This window comes from Sporosarcina ureae (assembly GCF_002082015.1).
Classification (GTDB): Bacteria; Bacillota; Bacilli; order Bacillales_A; family Planococcaceae; genus Sporosarcina; species Sporosarcina ureae_A.
In genome coordinates, this window is sequence record NZ_CP015109.1 from 117546 (window position 1) to 133664 (window position 16119).

Consider the following 16119-nt stretch of genomic DNA (forward strand, 5'->3'; position numbering starts at 1 on the left):
GACAAAATGGAGTTTCTATTGGTGTTGATCATTTTCATTATGTTATAGAATTATGTTGTAGGCAAATGATTAACTTGTGAAGTACTGAATACCTCCTACATGTAAAATGCACAGTAGGAATAAGTAGGTTTAGCCACTTTATTCATACGGACGAAAGTGTTCAATACGTATTGTATAGAAAAGGGGAATAATACATTGAAAAATAACAATCATATGATGTGTGATATGGAAACGGGTATATGTGGGGAAGCTGGAAGCGAGGAAATGGAAATAATCGATTTTAATCAGCCGGCAAAAGAGATTAATTTGTACTATGTGACAGATCCTATTTGTTCTCATTGTTGGGCGGTTGAACCTGAGCTCCGTCGTTTTGTTGAGCAATATGGCAGTTATTTCAACATGCACACGGTTATGGGCGGATTATTGGAAAAATGGCATGACGGGCCAATCGATCCTGGAAACGGAATTTATAAGCCGGCTGACGTCGCAGGTCACTGGAGAGAAGTTGGAGAACATACAAGAATGCCGATTGATGGTAGTCTAATGATTGATCATCCAATTCAATCTTCGTATCCACCATCTCGTGTGTTTAAAATTATTCAAAAAAACCATGGGGACGCACTAGCATCTGCTTATTTACGACGTACAAGAGAAGAGTTGTTCGTATTCAACCAAAATATTTCGGAACGCTCTGAAATGGTGGAGATCGTCAATACTCTTGGTCTTGACGGAGAAGCGATCGTCAATGAAGCGGAACAACCAATCGGACAGCAATTACTGAATGAGGATTTTGCTCAAGCTAGAAGTTTAGGCGCTAGAGGTTTCCCAAGCATTATTATGATCAATGCGGACAATAAAGGCGTGAAAATTGTAGGGGGTCGTCCTCTTGAATCATACGTTGATGGATTAAAGAAAGTGCTAGACGTCGACACACTACAACCGAAGCCACAACCAGCACTTTCTAGCTTACTTGAACAAGAAAGACTTCTTTTCTCGAAAGAAATTGAAGTGATGTACGATGTGGAAAAATCCGATGTCGCTGCTTATGTAGAGAAGGAACTTTCATCTGACGGTTATGAAGCAAAAGAAATGCTTGGAGAAATCTATTTCACTACTACTGAACCAAAAGGAGAATGATGATGAGCTATATTGTACAAGTCGATTTTAAAATGAATGGACCATTTGGAGATGAAATGGCAGAAGGATTTGCTGACTTAGCCAAAAGTATCAATGAAGAAGAGGGATTCATTTGGAAAATATGGACGGAAGATCCTGAAGCGAATGAAGCGGGTGGAATTTATAATTTCGAAACAAAAGAATCAGCTGAAAAATATGTAGAGATGCACACAAAGAGATTAGCTAGCTTTGGCATTATGGATATTAACGCAAAAATCTTTGCTGTCAATGCTACACTTACTGCGATCAATAAAGGGCCTGTAAAATAAATAACTAGAAGTCTGTGTGTAAAACACGTTACCATACAATCGACTACCTTTTGGATAGTCGATTGTATTCTATATGATGAAATGGAGGCGTTACTAGTGTTACAAAAACTTGCAGCAAGTAAGCATGCTGTGCCGTTTAGAGGACCCTTCACCATTACACGCGTTCAACCAGGTGATATTTTAGGAGATACTACGACAGATACGGCGTTTGGTCCGTTAGCGATCATTGATCATGCAGTGATGAAAAAGGGGTTAACGATTAACATGCATCAGCATATCAATGATGAAATTTTGAGTTACATTAGCTCGGGCGTCATGCATCATCGAGATTCTGCAGGATTTGAAGCGCCCATTGCTCGCGGAAAATTAATGATGATGAATGCAGGTGCTGGGTTTTGGCATGAAGAAAAAGTAAAAGAAAATGAAGTGGAAATGCTTCAAATATTTGTGCGGCCGAATGAAAAAGATTTACCTCCAGAAATTCAATTTCATGACAAACCGTTAAACAATGAAGACTGGTATGTCATGGCAGGACCTGAAGGAAGCGAAGCCCCACTTTCTGTACGGCAACACGTCTACATACTAGATGCGCATCCTAAAGCGGGTGAATTAGTAGAGGTGCCAGCCTATGCAGGTCTCACTCCTTTTCTATATGTCATGAATGGAGAGATCACGATGCAGCATCTCACAGTTGGCAAACAAGAAGCGGTGACCGATGTAGTCAACCCACTCCCGTCGTTTGTTGCGAATGAAGATACTACTATCGTATTGTTCTTTGTGGAGTTGAATGCGCCTATGTCTATGGATGGAACTATTAGTGGATTAAAGAACGACCCAGCGAATTAATTAATAGAAATTTAAAGTGTTGACAATGAAATGCACCCGTGATATATTTATATCGAATTCGAGATAAGTTAATTCATTGCAAAAGCAATTGAAGCTTGAATGAAGATTTTTCTTTTTTTACTATTTTATCTCGAATTAATACTATATGAAAATGAGCCAATATATAGGAGGAAATATATGAACCATTTAAAAGGAATTCATCACGTCACAGCGATTACGAGTAGTGCAGAAAAGAATTATGAATTTTTCACCTATGTACTAGGCATGCGTCTCGTAAAGAAAACGGTCAATCAAGATGATGTTCAAACGTATCACTTATTCTTCGCAGACGATCAAGGCTCTGCTGGAACAGATATGACATTTTTCGATTTCCCGGGGATTCCAAAAGGTACGCACGGTACGAATGAGATTTATAAAACTTCATTCCGTGTGCCGACAGATGCTGCACTTGAATACTGGGTGAAACGTTTTGAGAAATATGAAGTACAACATAGTGGAATCGAAGAAGTTTTCGGTAAAAAGACGATTTCATTTGTGGACTTTGATGATCAACAATATATGTTAGTTTCTGATGAATTAAACGAAGGTGTTGAGTCAGGCACACCTTGGCAAAATGGTCCCGTACCGTTGGAGTTCGCTATTACAGGTTTAGGACCTATCCATATTCGCATCGCTGAATTTAAACAGTTTAAAGGGGTTTTGGAAAAAGCGATGTTCATGCGTGAAATTGCAAGCGAAGGGTCATTCCACTTATTCGAAGTCGGTGAAGGTGGAAATGGCGCGCAAGTCATTGTGGAACATAATGAAACGTTACCCGCTGGCCGACAAGGATTCGGTACCGTGCATCACGCAGCATTCCGCGTGGAGGATACGAACGTATTACATGAATGGATTGACCATATGCAATCGTCTGGTTTTAGAACTTCAGGATATGTAGATCGCTTCTTCTTTGAATCTTTATACGCAGCAGTAGCGCCTGGTATCCTATTTGAATGGGCAACAGATGGTCCTGGCTTTATGGGAGACGAACCGTATGAGACAGTTGGGGAGATTCTTTCATTACCGCCATTCCTTGAAGGCAACCGTAAAGAAATTGAAGCAACCGTGAGACCGATCGATACAGTACGTAGCACACGTACATTCGACAAAGAGTATTTATGAGGAGTTGGAATTAAAAATGAGTTTTTTTAGTAAATTATTTGGAACAAAACAACAGGAGGAAATAAAAATGACAAAATCAAACATCGGTATTATTTTAGGATCCACACGTGAAGGGCGAGTAAGTCCACAAGTAGGCGCATGGGTAAAAGAATTGGCAGACAAACGCGGAGATGCGAATTACACGATCATTGATATCGCAGATTATAAATTACCACTTTTAGGTGAAGCAGGCGCAGACGCATCAGGCGCAGCTGCATGGTCAGAAGTGATCGCAAAACAAGACGGTTTCGTATTCATCGTACAAGAATACAATCACTCCATTACAGGTGCACTTAAAAATGCATTAGACTACCTTCGTGTAGAGTGGAACGACAAAGCAGCAGGTATCGTTTCATACGGTGCAGTAGGCGGAGCGCGTGCTGCAGAACATTTACGCGGTATTTTAAGTGAATTATCTGTGGCACACGTTCGTGTTCATCCTGCATTATCACTATTTACAGACTTTGAAAATGGTACAGATCTCAAACCAGCTGATGTTCAAGCGGCTTCAGTAAACCAAATGTTAGACCAAGTGATTCCTTGGACGACAGCATTAAATACCATTCGTAAATAATGTTAGAGTATAAAGTTTTCTATATGGATCATAGTAATGGGACGGTTAAACTTAGTTACAACTGATTCATATAGTATCAAATTAGATAAATTGAATTAGAGGCAATTATAGTATATAATAATTTTAATATGTAAAAAAGAGGAGATTTTTAACATGACAAAATGGAATGTAGATGCAGCGCACACGAACGTAGGTTTTTCAGTAAGACATATGATGGTATCCAATGTTAGAGGTAGCTTTACTGGAATAGAAGGTTCAGTTACTGGTGATCTAGACCATTTAACAGATGCGAAAATTGACTTCAAAATTGATGTGAACACGATCAATACAAACAATGAAGATCGCGATAACCACCTTCGTTCAGCTGATTTCTTTAATGTAGAACAATATCCGACTATCACATTTGATTCGACGGAAATCGTGAAAACAGGTGAAGACGAATACGATGTAACTGGTGATTTGACGGTTAAAGATGTTACGAAGAAAACTACGTTTAACGTAACGCGTACGGGAGCTGGAAAAAATCCTTGGGGTGTAGATGTAGTTGGTTTTGAAACAGCGATAAAAATTTCTAGAAAAGAATACGGTTTAACGTGGAACCAAGCACTAGAAACAGGTGGCGTTTTAGTAGGCGATGACATTAAAATCGAAGTAGAACTTCAAGTGAACCCAGCATAACGAATTACGACTTCTTTATCGCTTAGACGATGATCGCCTCTTTCTGATTGGATAGCAGTACTTGAACTGGTATGTAGTGAGTAAAATACGTTAAAACTAAGTGAGATGATACGTATGAATAGGAAAGATCAACTGGAAGAGGCATTATCTCTAAAATTATTTGTTGTGCTAACTCGAGCTGTAGAGTCGATCAAAAAACGTGTGGAAGAAGATATAAAATGCTTAGGGTTAAATCCAACAGAGTTTGCGGTTCTAGAGTTCATTTACAGCAAAGGTGATCAACCGATACAAAAAATTGGTGAGAAAGTGTTATTTGCCAGTAGTAGCATTACCTATGTGGTAGATCAGTTAGAGAAGAAATGCTTATTGAAAAGAAAACCATGTCCGAAAGATCGTCGGGTCGTACATGCCGCTTTAACAGTTGAAGGAACTGAACTAATGGATAAAGTTTTCCCTGAACATACAAAAGCGTTGAAAGAGATTTTTAGTGGATTAGACGTAACAGAAAAGCAAGATGTAATTGAACAACTGAAAAAATTAGGTTTTCATGCACAAAATTTATAATGTTATCTCTTATATCTCGAATTAGTAGTAAAGCAATAAGTTATTTATAATAGAGGATACGAGGAGTGAGTATACATGAAAAAAACAACTGGAATCCATCATATCACTGCGATTGTGGGTCATCCACAAGAAAATGTCGATTTTTATGCAGGCGTTTTAGGTTTACGTTTAGTGAAAAAACGGTGAATTTCGATGATCCGGGTACGTACCATTTATATTTTGGTAACGAAGGCGGCAAGCCAGGTTCGATTATCACCTTCTTCCCATGGGCGAATGCCTATCAAGGGAAAATAGGAGATGGCCAAGTAGGCGTAACTTCTTATGTGGTTCCTGCTGGGGCGCTACAGTTTTGGGAACAAAGATTAGACGCATTTGACGTAGCCGTAACGAAGACTGAACGTTTTGGTGAGCACTACTTACAGTTCAATGACCCTCATGGACTTCAACTCGAAATAGTGGAGCGAGCAGAAGGTGAACTAAACGCTTGGACGTTTGGAGGCGTGACACCTGAAGTAGCGATTAAAGGATTCGGTGGTGCCACTTTATATTCTTCACAGCCAACTAAAACAGCCGAACTATTGGAAAAAGTCATGGGACTTGAACTAGTTGAAAAAGAGGGAGACTATATTCGTTTTTGTTCATCTGCGGACATCGGAAATATAGTAGATCTCAAAGCAACGTCAACCGGCAAAGGTCAAATGGGCGTCGGAACCGTTCACCATATTGCGTGGAGAGCGATAGATGACCAAGACCAATTGGAGTGGCAAGAACATGTTGCAGAAAATGGCTATAGTGTGACGGCTGTAAAAGATAGAAACTACTTCAATGCGATTTACTTTAGAGAGCATGGAGAAATTTTATTCGAAATTGCGACGGATCCTCCTGGCTTTGCTCACGATGAGTCGCTAGAGACGATGGGACAAGAGCTAAAATTACCAGCACAATATGAGCAACATCGCGAAGAACTAGAACGCAGATTGATTCCTATTACGGTACGTGAATTACAATAAATTTATTTTTCTAGGGCTCGATGTATCCACTAAAAAGAAGCTAGTGAATGGTGTGTAGATGTTCGTCAAGTTTTGCAGAGACGGCATTTCCCACTTGATCTAGCTTCTTTTAGTGGATGTTTTTTTAAAAAAAGTTTAAAAAGGTGTATCCTTATTCAGAAAGCTCTCTATATAGCTAGTGAAGAGGCAAATAGCTGTCGCTTACAACTAGTTAGTAGGGGGAACCAATATGCAAATTATCCATGAATCATTTTTGAAAATTCATCCACACACAGCGGCAAAGATCGGACTCAATGAATCGATATTCTTACAACAAATCCACGAGCTGTCTTTTAGTCCAAATGACACAGAAGAAGGAACGCAGTGGGTGAGTAGGTCGTATAAAGAGTGGCATGAAGTGATGCGTTTTTGGTCAATGGCTACAATTATCCGCGCGATACGAAAACTGGAGAAATCCGGCTATATTTATTCGAAGCGACTGAACTTCGGAGAAAAAATGTATCTCGTCGATTACGAAGTCTGTAAGTCGAATGCGATTCATCTACTTCAACCAACGAGCGAAGAAGTAGTGAATATCAACTAACGTGTTATATAGGGGAGTGGAAGCCTAGTGCTACCGCTCTTTTTTTTGTGTGGTTTTATAATTTTAAAAAATAATTTGAAAAGGAGTATCCTTATGCAAAAAGCCTTCTATATAGTAAGTGAAGTGCTATCACTTACATACTTTCTAGGAGGAATTCCATATGAAATTATTAATCAATGAACAGCCATTACAATTACTACCGTCACTTGTACATGTAGTCGGGTTAAATGAGGCATTATTTCTGCAACAACTACATTTCCGCTCACTCATTTCTAAAAATATGCGTGACGGTCATCTGTGGGTATATAAAACCTATGATCAATGGCTAGAAGAATTTTCATTCTTGTCACGTATGACGATCAAACGCACGATCTATAATTTGGAAAAACAAGGTTATCTCATTTCGACTTCCGAATACAACAAGATGAAAATTGACAAGACGAAATGGTATCGGATTGACTACACCAAACTACCGGTTCAGTCTATTCAAGATGATGCATCAGTGGAAGAGACGATACCGACAAAAAGCGAACTAGAAACAGATCATGCGACGTCTCAAACAGAAACATCACTGAACCAAAAAGAAGAGGATGCGATGTTTCAATCTGATACAACGGACGTTTCACTTCGAAACGCTGTGTCGTACCAAATTGAAACGAAGGACTGTACCGATATGGTACGGCCTATAACCAAAGAACTTAAAGAACTTAAAGAAACAAAGAATAAAGACCTTGTCGAGAAGCCTCTCGACGTTACGCATTTCGTCATTGCTTACTTGAATGAGAAAACCGGTAAGCAATTTAAAGCCACATCTGCAGCGACTAAAAAATTTATTCAAGCGAGAGTGAAAGAAGGCTATACACAACAGGATTTTATACAGGTCATTGATCTCAAAGTGTCGAAGTGGAATCACCATCCCGAGTACCGAGCGTACTTACGCCCGTCGACGTTATTCAATCCGACGAACTTTGAAAACTATTTGAATGAACAACCGGCAATCCCTGTACAAACTGTGCAAAGGCCTGTGCCTCACTCACCAGTATTGGATTTTAGTAAAGGAGAAGATTTAGGCTAGAAAGCGTACGTAAAGGCGAAAGTATATCTTTGAAAAAAATACTTGTTTTTGAACTCGAAAGATTGACACGTCGCGTATAAAAAAGCATGATAGGAGTAAATGAACGGTATCCACAGTATCGAATTCACGCGATCAACGAAAGAGGTTTTGAGATGGAAGAACAGAAATACGAATACTTGGCAGATAATCCGAATAGTAACGTATTGCCCATTATGTTGGCTCTCATCATCGGTGCATTTTTTGCCATTTTAAATGAAACATTATTGAACATCGCACTTGTTACACTGATGGATCAATTTTCGATCACATTACCAACGGTGCAATGGATGGCGACAGGCTTCATGCTCGTCATGGCGGTTGTCATTCCCATCTCGGCTTTACTCATCCAATGGTTCACGACGAGGCAGCTATTCCTTGGTACGATGACCGTATTCACGATTGGAACGATTGTCGCGGCGAGCGCACCTACGTTTCCGATTCTATTAACCGGTCGACTCATTCAGGCTGTCGGAACAGGGTTACTGATGCCGATCATCTTCAACGTCTTCCTACTCATTTATCCGCCGCATAGACGCGGTAAGATTATGGGCATCATCGGACTCGTTATTATGTTCGCGCCAGCGATTGGTCCTACGTTATCAGGTGTGATCGTGGAATATCTTGGATGGCGCTATTTATTCATCCTCGTCATTCCGTTCGCATTGTTTTCTATCGGATTCGGGTATAAATACTTGATCAATGTTACAGAAGTTACTAAACCAAAAATTGATTACATCTCATTAGTGTTTTCATCGATTGGTTTCGGGTCACTCGTTTACGGGTTCAGCTCAGTCGGTGAAAGTGCAGATGGATTTGCGAATCCACGCGTCTTGCTGTTGATAGGTGTCGGCGTAATCGGCATCGTACTTTTCGCTAGTAGACAATTGAAGTTGAAAGAGCCAGTCATGGATATGCGCGTATTTCGTTACCCGATGTTCACACACGCGGTATTCTTGTTCCTGATCATTATTATGGCAATGTTTGCTTCAGAAATCATCTTGCCTATCTATATGCAAGGACCACTTGCACTTAGCGCAGCGACGGCAGGTTTGATCCTTCTACCAGGCAGTATTTTAAATGGTATCATGTCACCATTCATGGGGTCGTTATTCGATAAATTCGGACCGCGAGTGCTGATGATCCCAGCCACGATCGTGCTGAGTGGGACGATGTTCATGATGAGCCGATTGACGCTCGACACACCGATTTGGGTGGTGGTCACAAGTTATATCTTGCTGATGCTCAGTGTATCTGCGATTATGATGCCGGCAGAGACCAATGGACTGAATCAATTACCTAAGCGTTTATATCCGCACGGCACGGCCGTTATGTCGACGCTGCAACCTGTGGCTGGAGCTATTGGCGTGTCGGTGTTCATTAGTATTATGAATGCGAGGCAACTGCACTTCCTGAAGAAATCTACGACGCCTGAAGACGCATTAACTGCTGATTTGGCTCTCGTTGCAGGAGTGGAACTCGTATACTTTATCGCGTTTGCCATGTCGCTTGTGGCGGTTGTATTGTCGTTTATTGTGTACCGTGCGACACCGCGAGAAGATGTGGAAGGAAGTAAGTAAATGAAAAATCCACAATCCTTTAAATGGATTGTGGATTTTTTTATGTAATTGTATTAGGAAACTATGTGAGAAACGTAATAAGCTCAACAATTTGACTTTCAAATCCGATACTATTAATATGAATTAGTAAACCAACTAAATTAATAGGAAAAGGATGTTATGTAATGACTACTATAAAAGTACAGCCCGTCAACGACGTAAAAGGTCCTGTTGAACGAGATGATCTTCTATTAAATCCACCGCAAAAACTTCTCATTGCGGGTGGGGTACTTGTGGCAGTAGTAGTATTCGCTTATGTACTAGCTACCCAGCATATTTCGCAATCGATGCTCCTCGGCATTGGGTTGCTACTTGGCTTCACGCTATTCCATGCACGCTTTGGCTTTACGTCCGCATTTCGACGCATGGCGTCAGTCGGAAATGGCCAAGCGATGCGATCACATATGTTAATGCTGGCAATAGCGGTGACGTTATTCGCACCGATTTTAGCGTATGGCACGACATTTTTTGGTGGCCCGGTCGCTGGCTATGTTTCGCCGATAGGCGTTAGCCTCATCGTAGGTGCCTTTATTTTTGGAATTGGCATGCAGCTTGGCGGTGGTTGTGCATCCGGTACATTGTACGCTATAGGTGGCGGACGCACTGTGATGTTCGTTACACTGGCGTTCTTTATAGTCGGTGCTACGGTTGGCGCGTACCACTTACCATTCTGGACGGAAGAAATGCCTGCATTCGCCCCGGTTTCATTGGCTACCTCAACTGGTTTAGGTTATGGTGGCGCTTGGCTCGTGTCGATTGCGCTATTTGGATTCATTGCCTGGATTACTTTGATAATCGAGAAAAAGAAAAAAGCACCCAAAATGGCGGTACTTCCTACTGAGAGAGGATGGAAACGAGTTTTCCGTGGATCTTGGCCTTTGTTTGCAGCTGCCATTGCATTAGCGGTTTTGAACGCATTAACTCTCATGACGCGTGGTACGCCGTGGGGCATTACTTCTGCCTTTGCGTTATGGGGTTCCAAGATAGCTTCTGTACTCGGTTTTGATGTAGCGAGCTGGGGGTATTGGCAAGGGGCCAACGCATCTGCACTAGAAGCATCCATTTTTGCTGATTCCACAACGGTATTGAATTTCGGGGTTATAATTGGCGCATTCGTCGCTTCAGCAGCTGGCGGTTTATTCAAGTTCACACGCGTGACAGTTGGTAACTTTGCAGCTTCTGTCATGGGGGGATTGATGATGGGCTACGGCGCACGCCTTGCATTCGGCTGTAATATCGGTGCTTACTTCGGCGGCATCGCTTCATTTAGTTTGCACGGATATATTTGGGGGATTTTAGCCATGGCCGGGACATTTTTAGCTCTATATCTCCGACCGTTGTTTGGCCTAACGGTTCCGAAATCAAATGATTCTGTATGCTGATGAAATAAGTAGATAAATATATGAAAAGCACCGGATCCACAAAGCGTTTTTGTGGATCCGGTGCTTTTCATATGTATGTCTCATAACAACATCCGCAAATACTTCTCAAAGTTCACTCCTGCTTCTACTGGTGTGTCGTACAAATCGGTATCCTTTATAGCGGCCATCAAAAATTCCTCTGCCAATGTAATCGCTTGTTCTGTTGACATACCACGCATCCTGCCACCCATAAGTACCGATGCGAATAAATCTCCAGTGCCCGAATAGCTTTTGCCATTGTATGGTACGAAGCTACAATGAGTATCCGTCTTGTTAATAAACATATTTCCGACGACGTCTTGACGTCCAGGTGGATTGATGCCTGTGATGACAATTTCTGCGCTAGTTTTCTGCTGAAGCTGTTGGCCAACTTCTTGCACGGCCTTCAAATAATCCCGTTCGTCAGGAAACCGTAAGAGCTCATCATATGAATAGCCAGTCAATAAGCAACACTCCGTAATGTTCGGCGTAATAACGTCTGCCCGCGCGACTAGAACTTTCATTTGTTCCAGAAGTTCCTCGTCAAAATTATCATACGCTTTTCCATTGTCACCCAGCACGGGATCCACGAGCAATAGCGTCTGATCACGATAAAAGTTTTCGAGAAACGTGAGGATCTGGTGAATTTGCTCTTTGCCTGTAATATATCCGGTATGAATGCCGTCAAACGAAATATTTAGATTCTTCCATTCTTCCGTATAGAGCGACATAACGTTCGTAAGATCATGACAATAATAGCTCGGGTATTCTGTTTGTGCAGATAAAACCGCAGTAGGCAGTGGACACGCCTGCACGCCCATCACCGAAAGCACTGGCATGGCGGCAGTGAGTGAACATTTACCGAATGAAGATAAATCTTGAATAATGGCAACTTTTTTCATATGAAATCCTCCGTCAATCGCTATGTATTATACGTATCATAGCATATTATACAACCCAATATGATGGTTACAATTCGTAGTATGGTGGGTATATATAGGATCAACGGCACACACTCGCGCATAGAAGTTATGAAAGGGAATGAAAGGAAAGGAGGTACCATTTTGGTGAAAAATACGAAAGACTATTCTAAGCATTTTTCGGAAAAGAAGTTTTGGGATAAAGTACTACAGTTTGGTAAACAAGCAGGAGTGAAGTTAACGTACGGGGCTCTGTTATTGTTTTACACATTTAAAAAACCAACAGTCCCAAAAAAAGTAAAGTCTACTATTTTAGGTGCTTTAGGATACTTCATTCTACCATTGGATATTATACCAGACATCACACCGATTGTAGGATATTCCGATGATTTGGCGGTGGTTATGGGCGCTATACTAGTCGTAGCTACTTATATTGATGCACATACAAAACAACTCGCAAAAAATAAAGTGATAGACTGGTTTGGTGAAAACGCTGTGAACGATACGGATTCTTTAGATCATGAAATAAAAAAGACTATTCAAGATAGAAAAGAGAAACGGAAGATGAAAAAAGAGGAGAAGCAAGTGAAGAAAGACATTAAGGAGCTAAAGAAAGAAAATAGAAAAGGTAAGAAAAACGTCAACGAGTAAATTCGCATTAAAAATATATAAGTGTAATTTAGTGAAAACAGTAATATTTCATTTAGAGTGATGAATAAAAAAATTATGAAAATATAGAGTTAACCGTTCACTTTTCTATGGTATCATGGTTTAATAGTAAATAACTTACTAGTTAGAAAGTGAGGAGATAGTGTCAAAGATTCGAAATTCATTACCATTATATAATGAATTTTTTTTGAGTTTAGTATGTGATGAGTCGTGACGAAAAGGAGGATAGATAGAATTATAGAATATACTAATCACTCCGACTACCATATGTTGTAAGCGGTTTCAACTCGAGGTATATATTGAACTTCGAATCCAATCCATACTGTCATTTCAGAAGCAAAAGTACGTTTTGTAATAGAAAATTTTACTACAAATCACTAATGAAATATAAAAATTAGCGATGTTGCTAACTAAAAAGGGAGTTTTGGAAATTGAAGAAATTTACTAGAATGATCATGCTGCTAGCTGTATCTATATGGGTATTGGCTGCTTGTGGAAACGATGAAGAAAAAACATCTGAAAGCACTGCTGAAGATCAAGGCTATAATTTAGTTAATGAAGGAAAATTCACGTTTGCTGCAAGTGGAGTGTACAAACCGTTTAGTTTTGAAGAAGATGGTAAACTTACAGGCTTTGATGTAGAAATCGGCAATGCGCTTGCTGAGAAAATGGGTCTGGAAGCGAACCCTGTGACGAATCCATTTGAAACGATTTTACAAGGTCTTGTTGGAAATAAATTCGACGCAATTATTGGTTCAATGGCGTATACGAAAGAACGTGCAGAGCAAGCGGATTTCACCGAGCCTTACTATTATTCAGGTGGCATGATTTTTGTTGCAAAGGATAATAACGACATTACATCTCCGGAAGACTTAGATGGAAAGAAAATTGGCGTAGTAGCGCAGTCTACATATGAAGAGCCAGCTAAAGAATTGTCAGATAATATCCAGTATTATAGTAGCGACGTAGTAGCCTTAAAAGATTTAACTGTTAAAGGTCGTTTGGACGCCGTCATCACAGCAGACATCGTAGGTTATGAAGCGATCGACAATGGATTTGAAATCAAAGAGATTGATAAGCCAATGTGGGTAGAACAACCTTCAATCGCGGTAAACAAAGAAAATCCAGAATTAACAAAAGCGATTGACGAAGCATTACAAGAAATGATTGAGGATGGGACATATGAGGAAATTTCGGATAAGTGGTTCGGTCGCAATTTACTAGATATTGATTTAGAAGGTGTCGAGTTATTGGAGTAAGTACAATTTCCGCCTATTTCTCAGAAAGTTGGTGTGCCGGTGCCTGAATTCTTATTAACATTTTATGACGTATTCAAAAATACGTACAAAGGATTTTTACAAGCAGGTCTATTAACCATTGAAATTACAGCGATTGCAGTAGTCATTGGAACGGTCTTAGGTGTCATGTTCGCACTGATGAAGATTTCAAACTCCAAAATACTGCAAACAATCGCGAATGTGTATATTACGCTAATTCGAGGAACACCGTTAATTGTTCAAATTATGTTTCTCTACTTCGGAATCACATCGATCATTGTATTGGATAACTTTTGGGCGGGGGCTATTGCTTTAGGTGTTCACAACGGTGCGTATATTGCAGAAATTTTCCGTGGATCTATCCAAGGAATTGACAAAGGGCAACGTGAAGCAAGTCTTGCACTGGGGATGAATCGATCATTGACGATGAGACGAATTGTCTTCCCGCAAGCTTTACGACGGGCAATTCCACCGCTCGGAAACCAATTTATCATCACATTAAAAGATTCATCTTTAGTCTATGTGATTGGTGTATCTGAAATGTTTGGTGTGGCAAACCGTGTAGCTGCTTCTAACTTTAAACAATTTGAAACATTTCTCGTAGTAGGTCTTTATTATCTCATTCTCGTTCTGATCTTTAGCGCTCTATTAAAATGGTATGAGAACAAATTGGATGTAGATAAATAATGGGGGCAGATACAATGATTAAGGTAGAAAATGTTCATAAGTCATTTGGTGAATTGAAGGTGCTCAAAGGTATTGATATGGAAGTACACCGCGGGGAAGTGGTAGTTCTCATAGGGGTTAGTGGTTCGGGAAAGAGTACCTTTTTACGCTGTTTAAACTTTTTGGAATTGACGAATGAAGGCGTTATTACAATTGACGGAAAGCAAGTGAATCAGAAGAAAGACAACTTAGCTAAGATCCGTGCGGAAGTAGGGATGGTGTTTCAACACTTCAATTTGTTTCCGCATAAAACGGTAGTAGAAAATGTCATGGAAGCGCCTCTGATGGTCAAGAAAATGGACAAAGCACAAGTAAAGAAGATGGCACTCGAAATATTAAAAAAGGTCGGTCTATCCGAAAAAGCAGCAGTCTATCCTAATAAGTTATCTGGTGGTCAAAAACAACGTGTTGCGATCGCTCGAGCACTTGCGATGGAACCCAAGGTATTGCTATTCGACGAACCCACTTCTGCTTTAGACCCCGAACTGGTTGGAGAAGTGTTGCAGGTGATGCAAAACTTGGCCGAGGAAGGGATGACGATGATCGTCGTTACACACGAAATGAAGTTCGCAAAAAACGTTGCAGACCGAGTGATTATGCTAGATGAAGGAGTCATTATCGCAGATTCTGATCCGGAGACGTTCTTCAATCACTCAACAAATGAACGAACACTGCAATTTTTAGAAATGGTGGACGTATAAGATGGGTCAAGGCTCTATTTCGAAATGTACAAAAGGTACTAGATTCCCGAACAGTTTCATGTTCGGGATTCTGGTACCTTTTTCGTTTTTCGTATAAATAAGGAGTTTTTAAGGAGTTATTCTATATGCGTTTTATTGGATGAGTAAAGGGCAACATAAAAGTAAAGACGTATATATAGATACCTATTTTTAGAGACATAACATGATAAAACAGAAAGGAGACATACACTGTATGAAAAGTTATGGAAGATTTTTAGCTATGATCGCAACGTCTACTGTCGTGATGTTTGGACTCATGTACGTAAACACCTACGCATTCGATCACGTGTTTTTTAGTGAAACCCGCCTATATATGGCCTTGTTGATGGGAGCTGTGATGGCGATCATCATGATGGGGTATATGTGGAATATGTATGAAAATAAAAAGATGAATGTCGGGATCATGGGGGCGAGCGTCATGATATTTGCTTTATCCTTATTTTTGATTCGAAGCCAGACAACAGTAGATGACACTTCTTGGATGAAAGCAATGATTCCCCATCATTCCATCGCCATTTTGACTAGCGAACGAGCAAATATTTCTGACCCGCGCGTTAAAGATTTAGCAGATGGAATTATTGAAACGCAAAGAAAAGAAATTAAAGAAATGAAAGAGTTGATTGAGGATTTGAAGAAGAAAGACGAGAAGTAGGAAACAAAGCGCAAGGAGTGTACCGATTTTCTTAAAATTTTAGAAAATCGGTACTTTTTATTTCGCGAAATCTCTAAAGTACTTACTGAGAGAGTTGCCGTCTCC

17 protein-coding genes and 1 pseudogene are annotated in these 16119 nt (G+C 40.3%); 17 read left to right on the forward strand and 1 reads right to left on the reverse strand.

The features are described 5' to 3' along the window. Positions 1–213: 213 nt before the first annotated feature. From SporoP17a_RS00605 to SporoP17a_RS00660, 12 genes and pseudogenes are all read left to right on the forward strand, one after another. The gene (locus SporoP17a_RS00605; protein ID WP_208859823.1) at positions 214–1137 is read left to right on the forward strand and encodes a DsbA family protein; all 924 of its coding nucleotides are present in this window, start codon (positions 214–216) and stop codon (positions 1135–1137) included. A gap of 2 nt (positions 1138–1139) precedes the next feature. Further along, positions 1140–1445: a monooxygenase gene (locus tag SporoP17a_RS00610; protein ID WP_083030864.1), complete on the forward strand. Its 306-nt coding sequence runs from the start codon at positions 1140–1142 to the stop codon at positions 1443–1445. Positions 1446–1541: 96 nt separating this feature from the next. After that, complete coding sequence (locus SporoP17a_RS00615; protein WP_083030867.1) at positions 1542–2291, forward strand: pirin family protein; 750 nt, start codon at positions 1542–1544, stop codon at positions 2289–2291. Positions 2292–2468: 177 nt separating this feature from the next. Then, entirely contained in the window at positions 2469–3452 is a 984-nt protein-coding gene (locus SporoP17a_RS00620; protein ID WP_083030869.1) for a ring-cleaving dioxygenase, read from the forward strand. 16 nt (positions 3453–3468) lie between these two features. Then, a complete protein-coding gene (locus tag SporoP17a_RS00625) occupies positions 3469–4065 on the forward strand; it encodes an NADPH-dependent FMN reductase (RefSeq protein ID WP_083030872.1) in 597 nt (198 codons plus the stop codon). Positions 4066–4218: 153 nt separating this feature from the next. After that, positions 4219–4743: a YceI family protein gene (locus SporoP17a_RS00630; RefSeq protein ID WP_083030875.1), complete on the forward strand. Its 525-nt coding sequence runs from the start codon at positions 4219–4221 to the stop codon at positions 4741–4743. A 114-nt stretch (positions 4744–4857) separates the two neighbouring features. Next, positions 4858–5307, forward strand: a complete 450-nt coding sequence (locus tag SporoP17a_RS00635) for a MarR family winged helix-turn-helix transcriptional regulator (RefSeq protein ID WP_083030878.1) — start codon at positions 4858–4860, stop codon at positions 5305–5307. Positions 5308–5382: 75 nt separating this feature from the next. Further along, positions 5383–6317: pseudogene (locus SporoP17a_RS00640) on the forward strand (ring-cleaving dioxygenase). A 229-nt stretch (positions 6318–6546) separates the two neighbouring features. After that, the gene (locus SporoP17a_RS00645; protein WP_083030881.1) at positions 6547–6900 is read left to right on the forward strand and encodes a hypothetical protein; all 354 of its coding nucleotides are present in this window, start codon (positions 6547–6549) and stop codon (positions 6898–6900) included. A 160-nt stretch (positions 6901–7060) separates the two neighbouring features. Then, on the forward strand, positions 7061–7975 hold the full coding sequence (locus SporoP17a_RS00650) for a conserved phage C-terminal domain-containing protein (RefSeq protein ID WP_083030884.1): 915 nt from the start codon (positions 7061–7063) through the stop codon (positions 7973–7975). A 152-nt stretch (positions 7976–8127) separates the two neighbouring features. After that, on the forward strand, positions 8128–9591 hold the full coding sequence (locus tag SporoP17a_RS00655) for an MDR family MFS transporter (protein ID WP_083030887.1): 1464 nt from the start codon (positions 8128–8130) through the stop codon (positions 9589–9591). Between the two features lie 164 nt (positions 9592–9755). Next, positions 9756–11012, forward strand: a complete 1257-nt coding sequence (locus SporoP17a_RS00660; protein ID WP_083030890.1) for a YeeE/YedE family protein — start codon at positions 9756–9758, stop codon at positions 11010–11012. A gap of 80 nt (positions 11013–11092) precedes the next feature. Here SporoP17a_RS00660 and SporoP17a_RS00665 read toward each other — a convergent pair whose 3' ends face one another. Beyond that, positions 11093–11932, reverse strand: coding sequence for a pyridoxamine kinase (locus tag SporoP17a_RS00665; protein WP_083030893.1), 840 nt, complete (start codon positions 11930–11932; stop codon positions 11093–11095). A gap of 165 nt (positions 11933–12097) precedes the next feature. Between SporoP17a_RS00665 and SporoP17a_RS00670 the strand changes: the two genes are divergently transcribed. The 5 genes from SporoP17a_RS00670 (at position 12098) to SporoP17a_RS00690 (ending at position 16014) form a co-directional block, all read left to right on the forward strand. Then, the gene (locus SporoP17a_RS00670) at positions 12098–12601 is read left to right on the forward strand and encodes a YkvA family protein (protein WP_335695498.1); all 504 of its coding nucleotides are present in this window, start codon (positions 12098–12100) and stop codon (positions 12599–12601) included. Between the two features lie 467 nt (positions 12602–13068). After that, positions 13069–13878, forward strand: coding sequence for a transporter substrate-binding domain-containing protein (locus SporoP17a_RS00675; RefSeq protein WP_156890595.1), 810 nt, complete (start codon positions 13069–13071; stop codon positions 13876–13878). Between the two features lie 39 nt (positions 13879–13917). Then, positions 13918–14583: an amino acid ABC transporter permease gene (locus SporoP17a_RS00680; RefSeq protein ID WP_083030902.1), complete on the forward strand. Its 666-nt coding sequence runs from the start codon at positions 13918–13920 to the stop codon at positions 14581–14583. 14 nt (positions 14584–14597) lie between these two features. Further along, complete coding sequence (locus SporoP17a_RS00685) at positions 14598–15323, forward strand: amino acid ABC transporter ATP-binding protein (protein WP_083035805.1); 726 nt, start codon at positions 14598–14600, stop codon at positions 15321–15323. A 232-nt stretch (positions 15324–15555) separates the two neighbouring features. Next, the gene (locus tag SporoP17a_RS00690; RefSeq protein WP_083030905.1) at positions 15556–16014 is read left to right on the forward strand and encodes a DUF305 domain-containing protein; all 459 of its coding nucleotides are present in this window, start codon (positions 15556–15558) and stop codon (positions 16012–16014) included. The last annotated feature ends 105 nt before the right edge of the window (positions 16015–16119 follow it).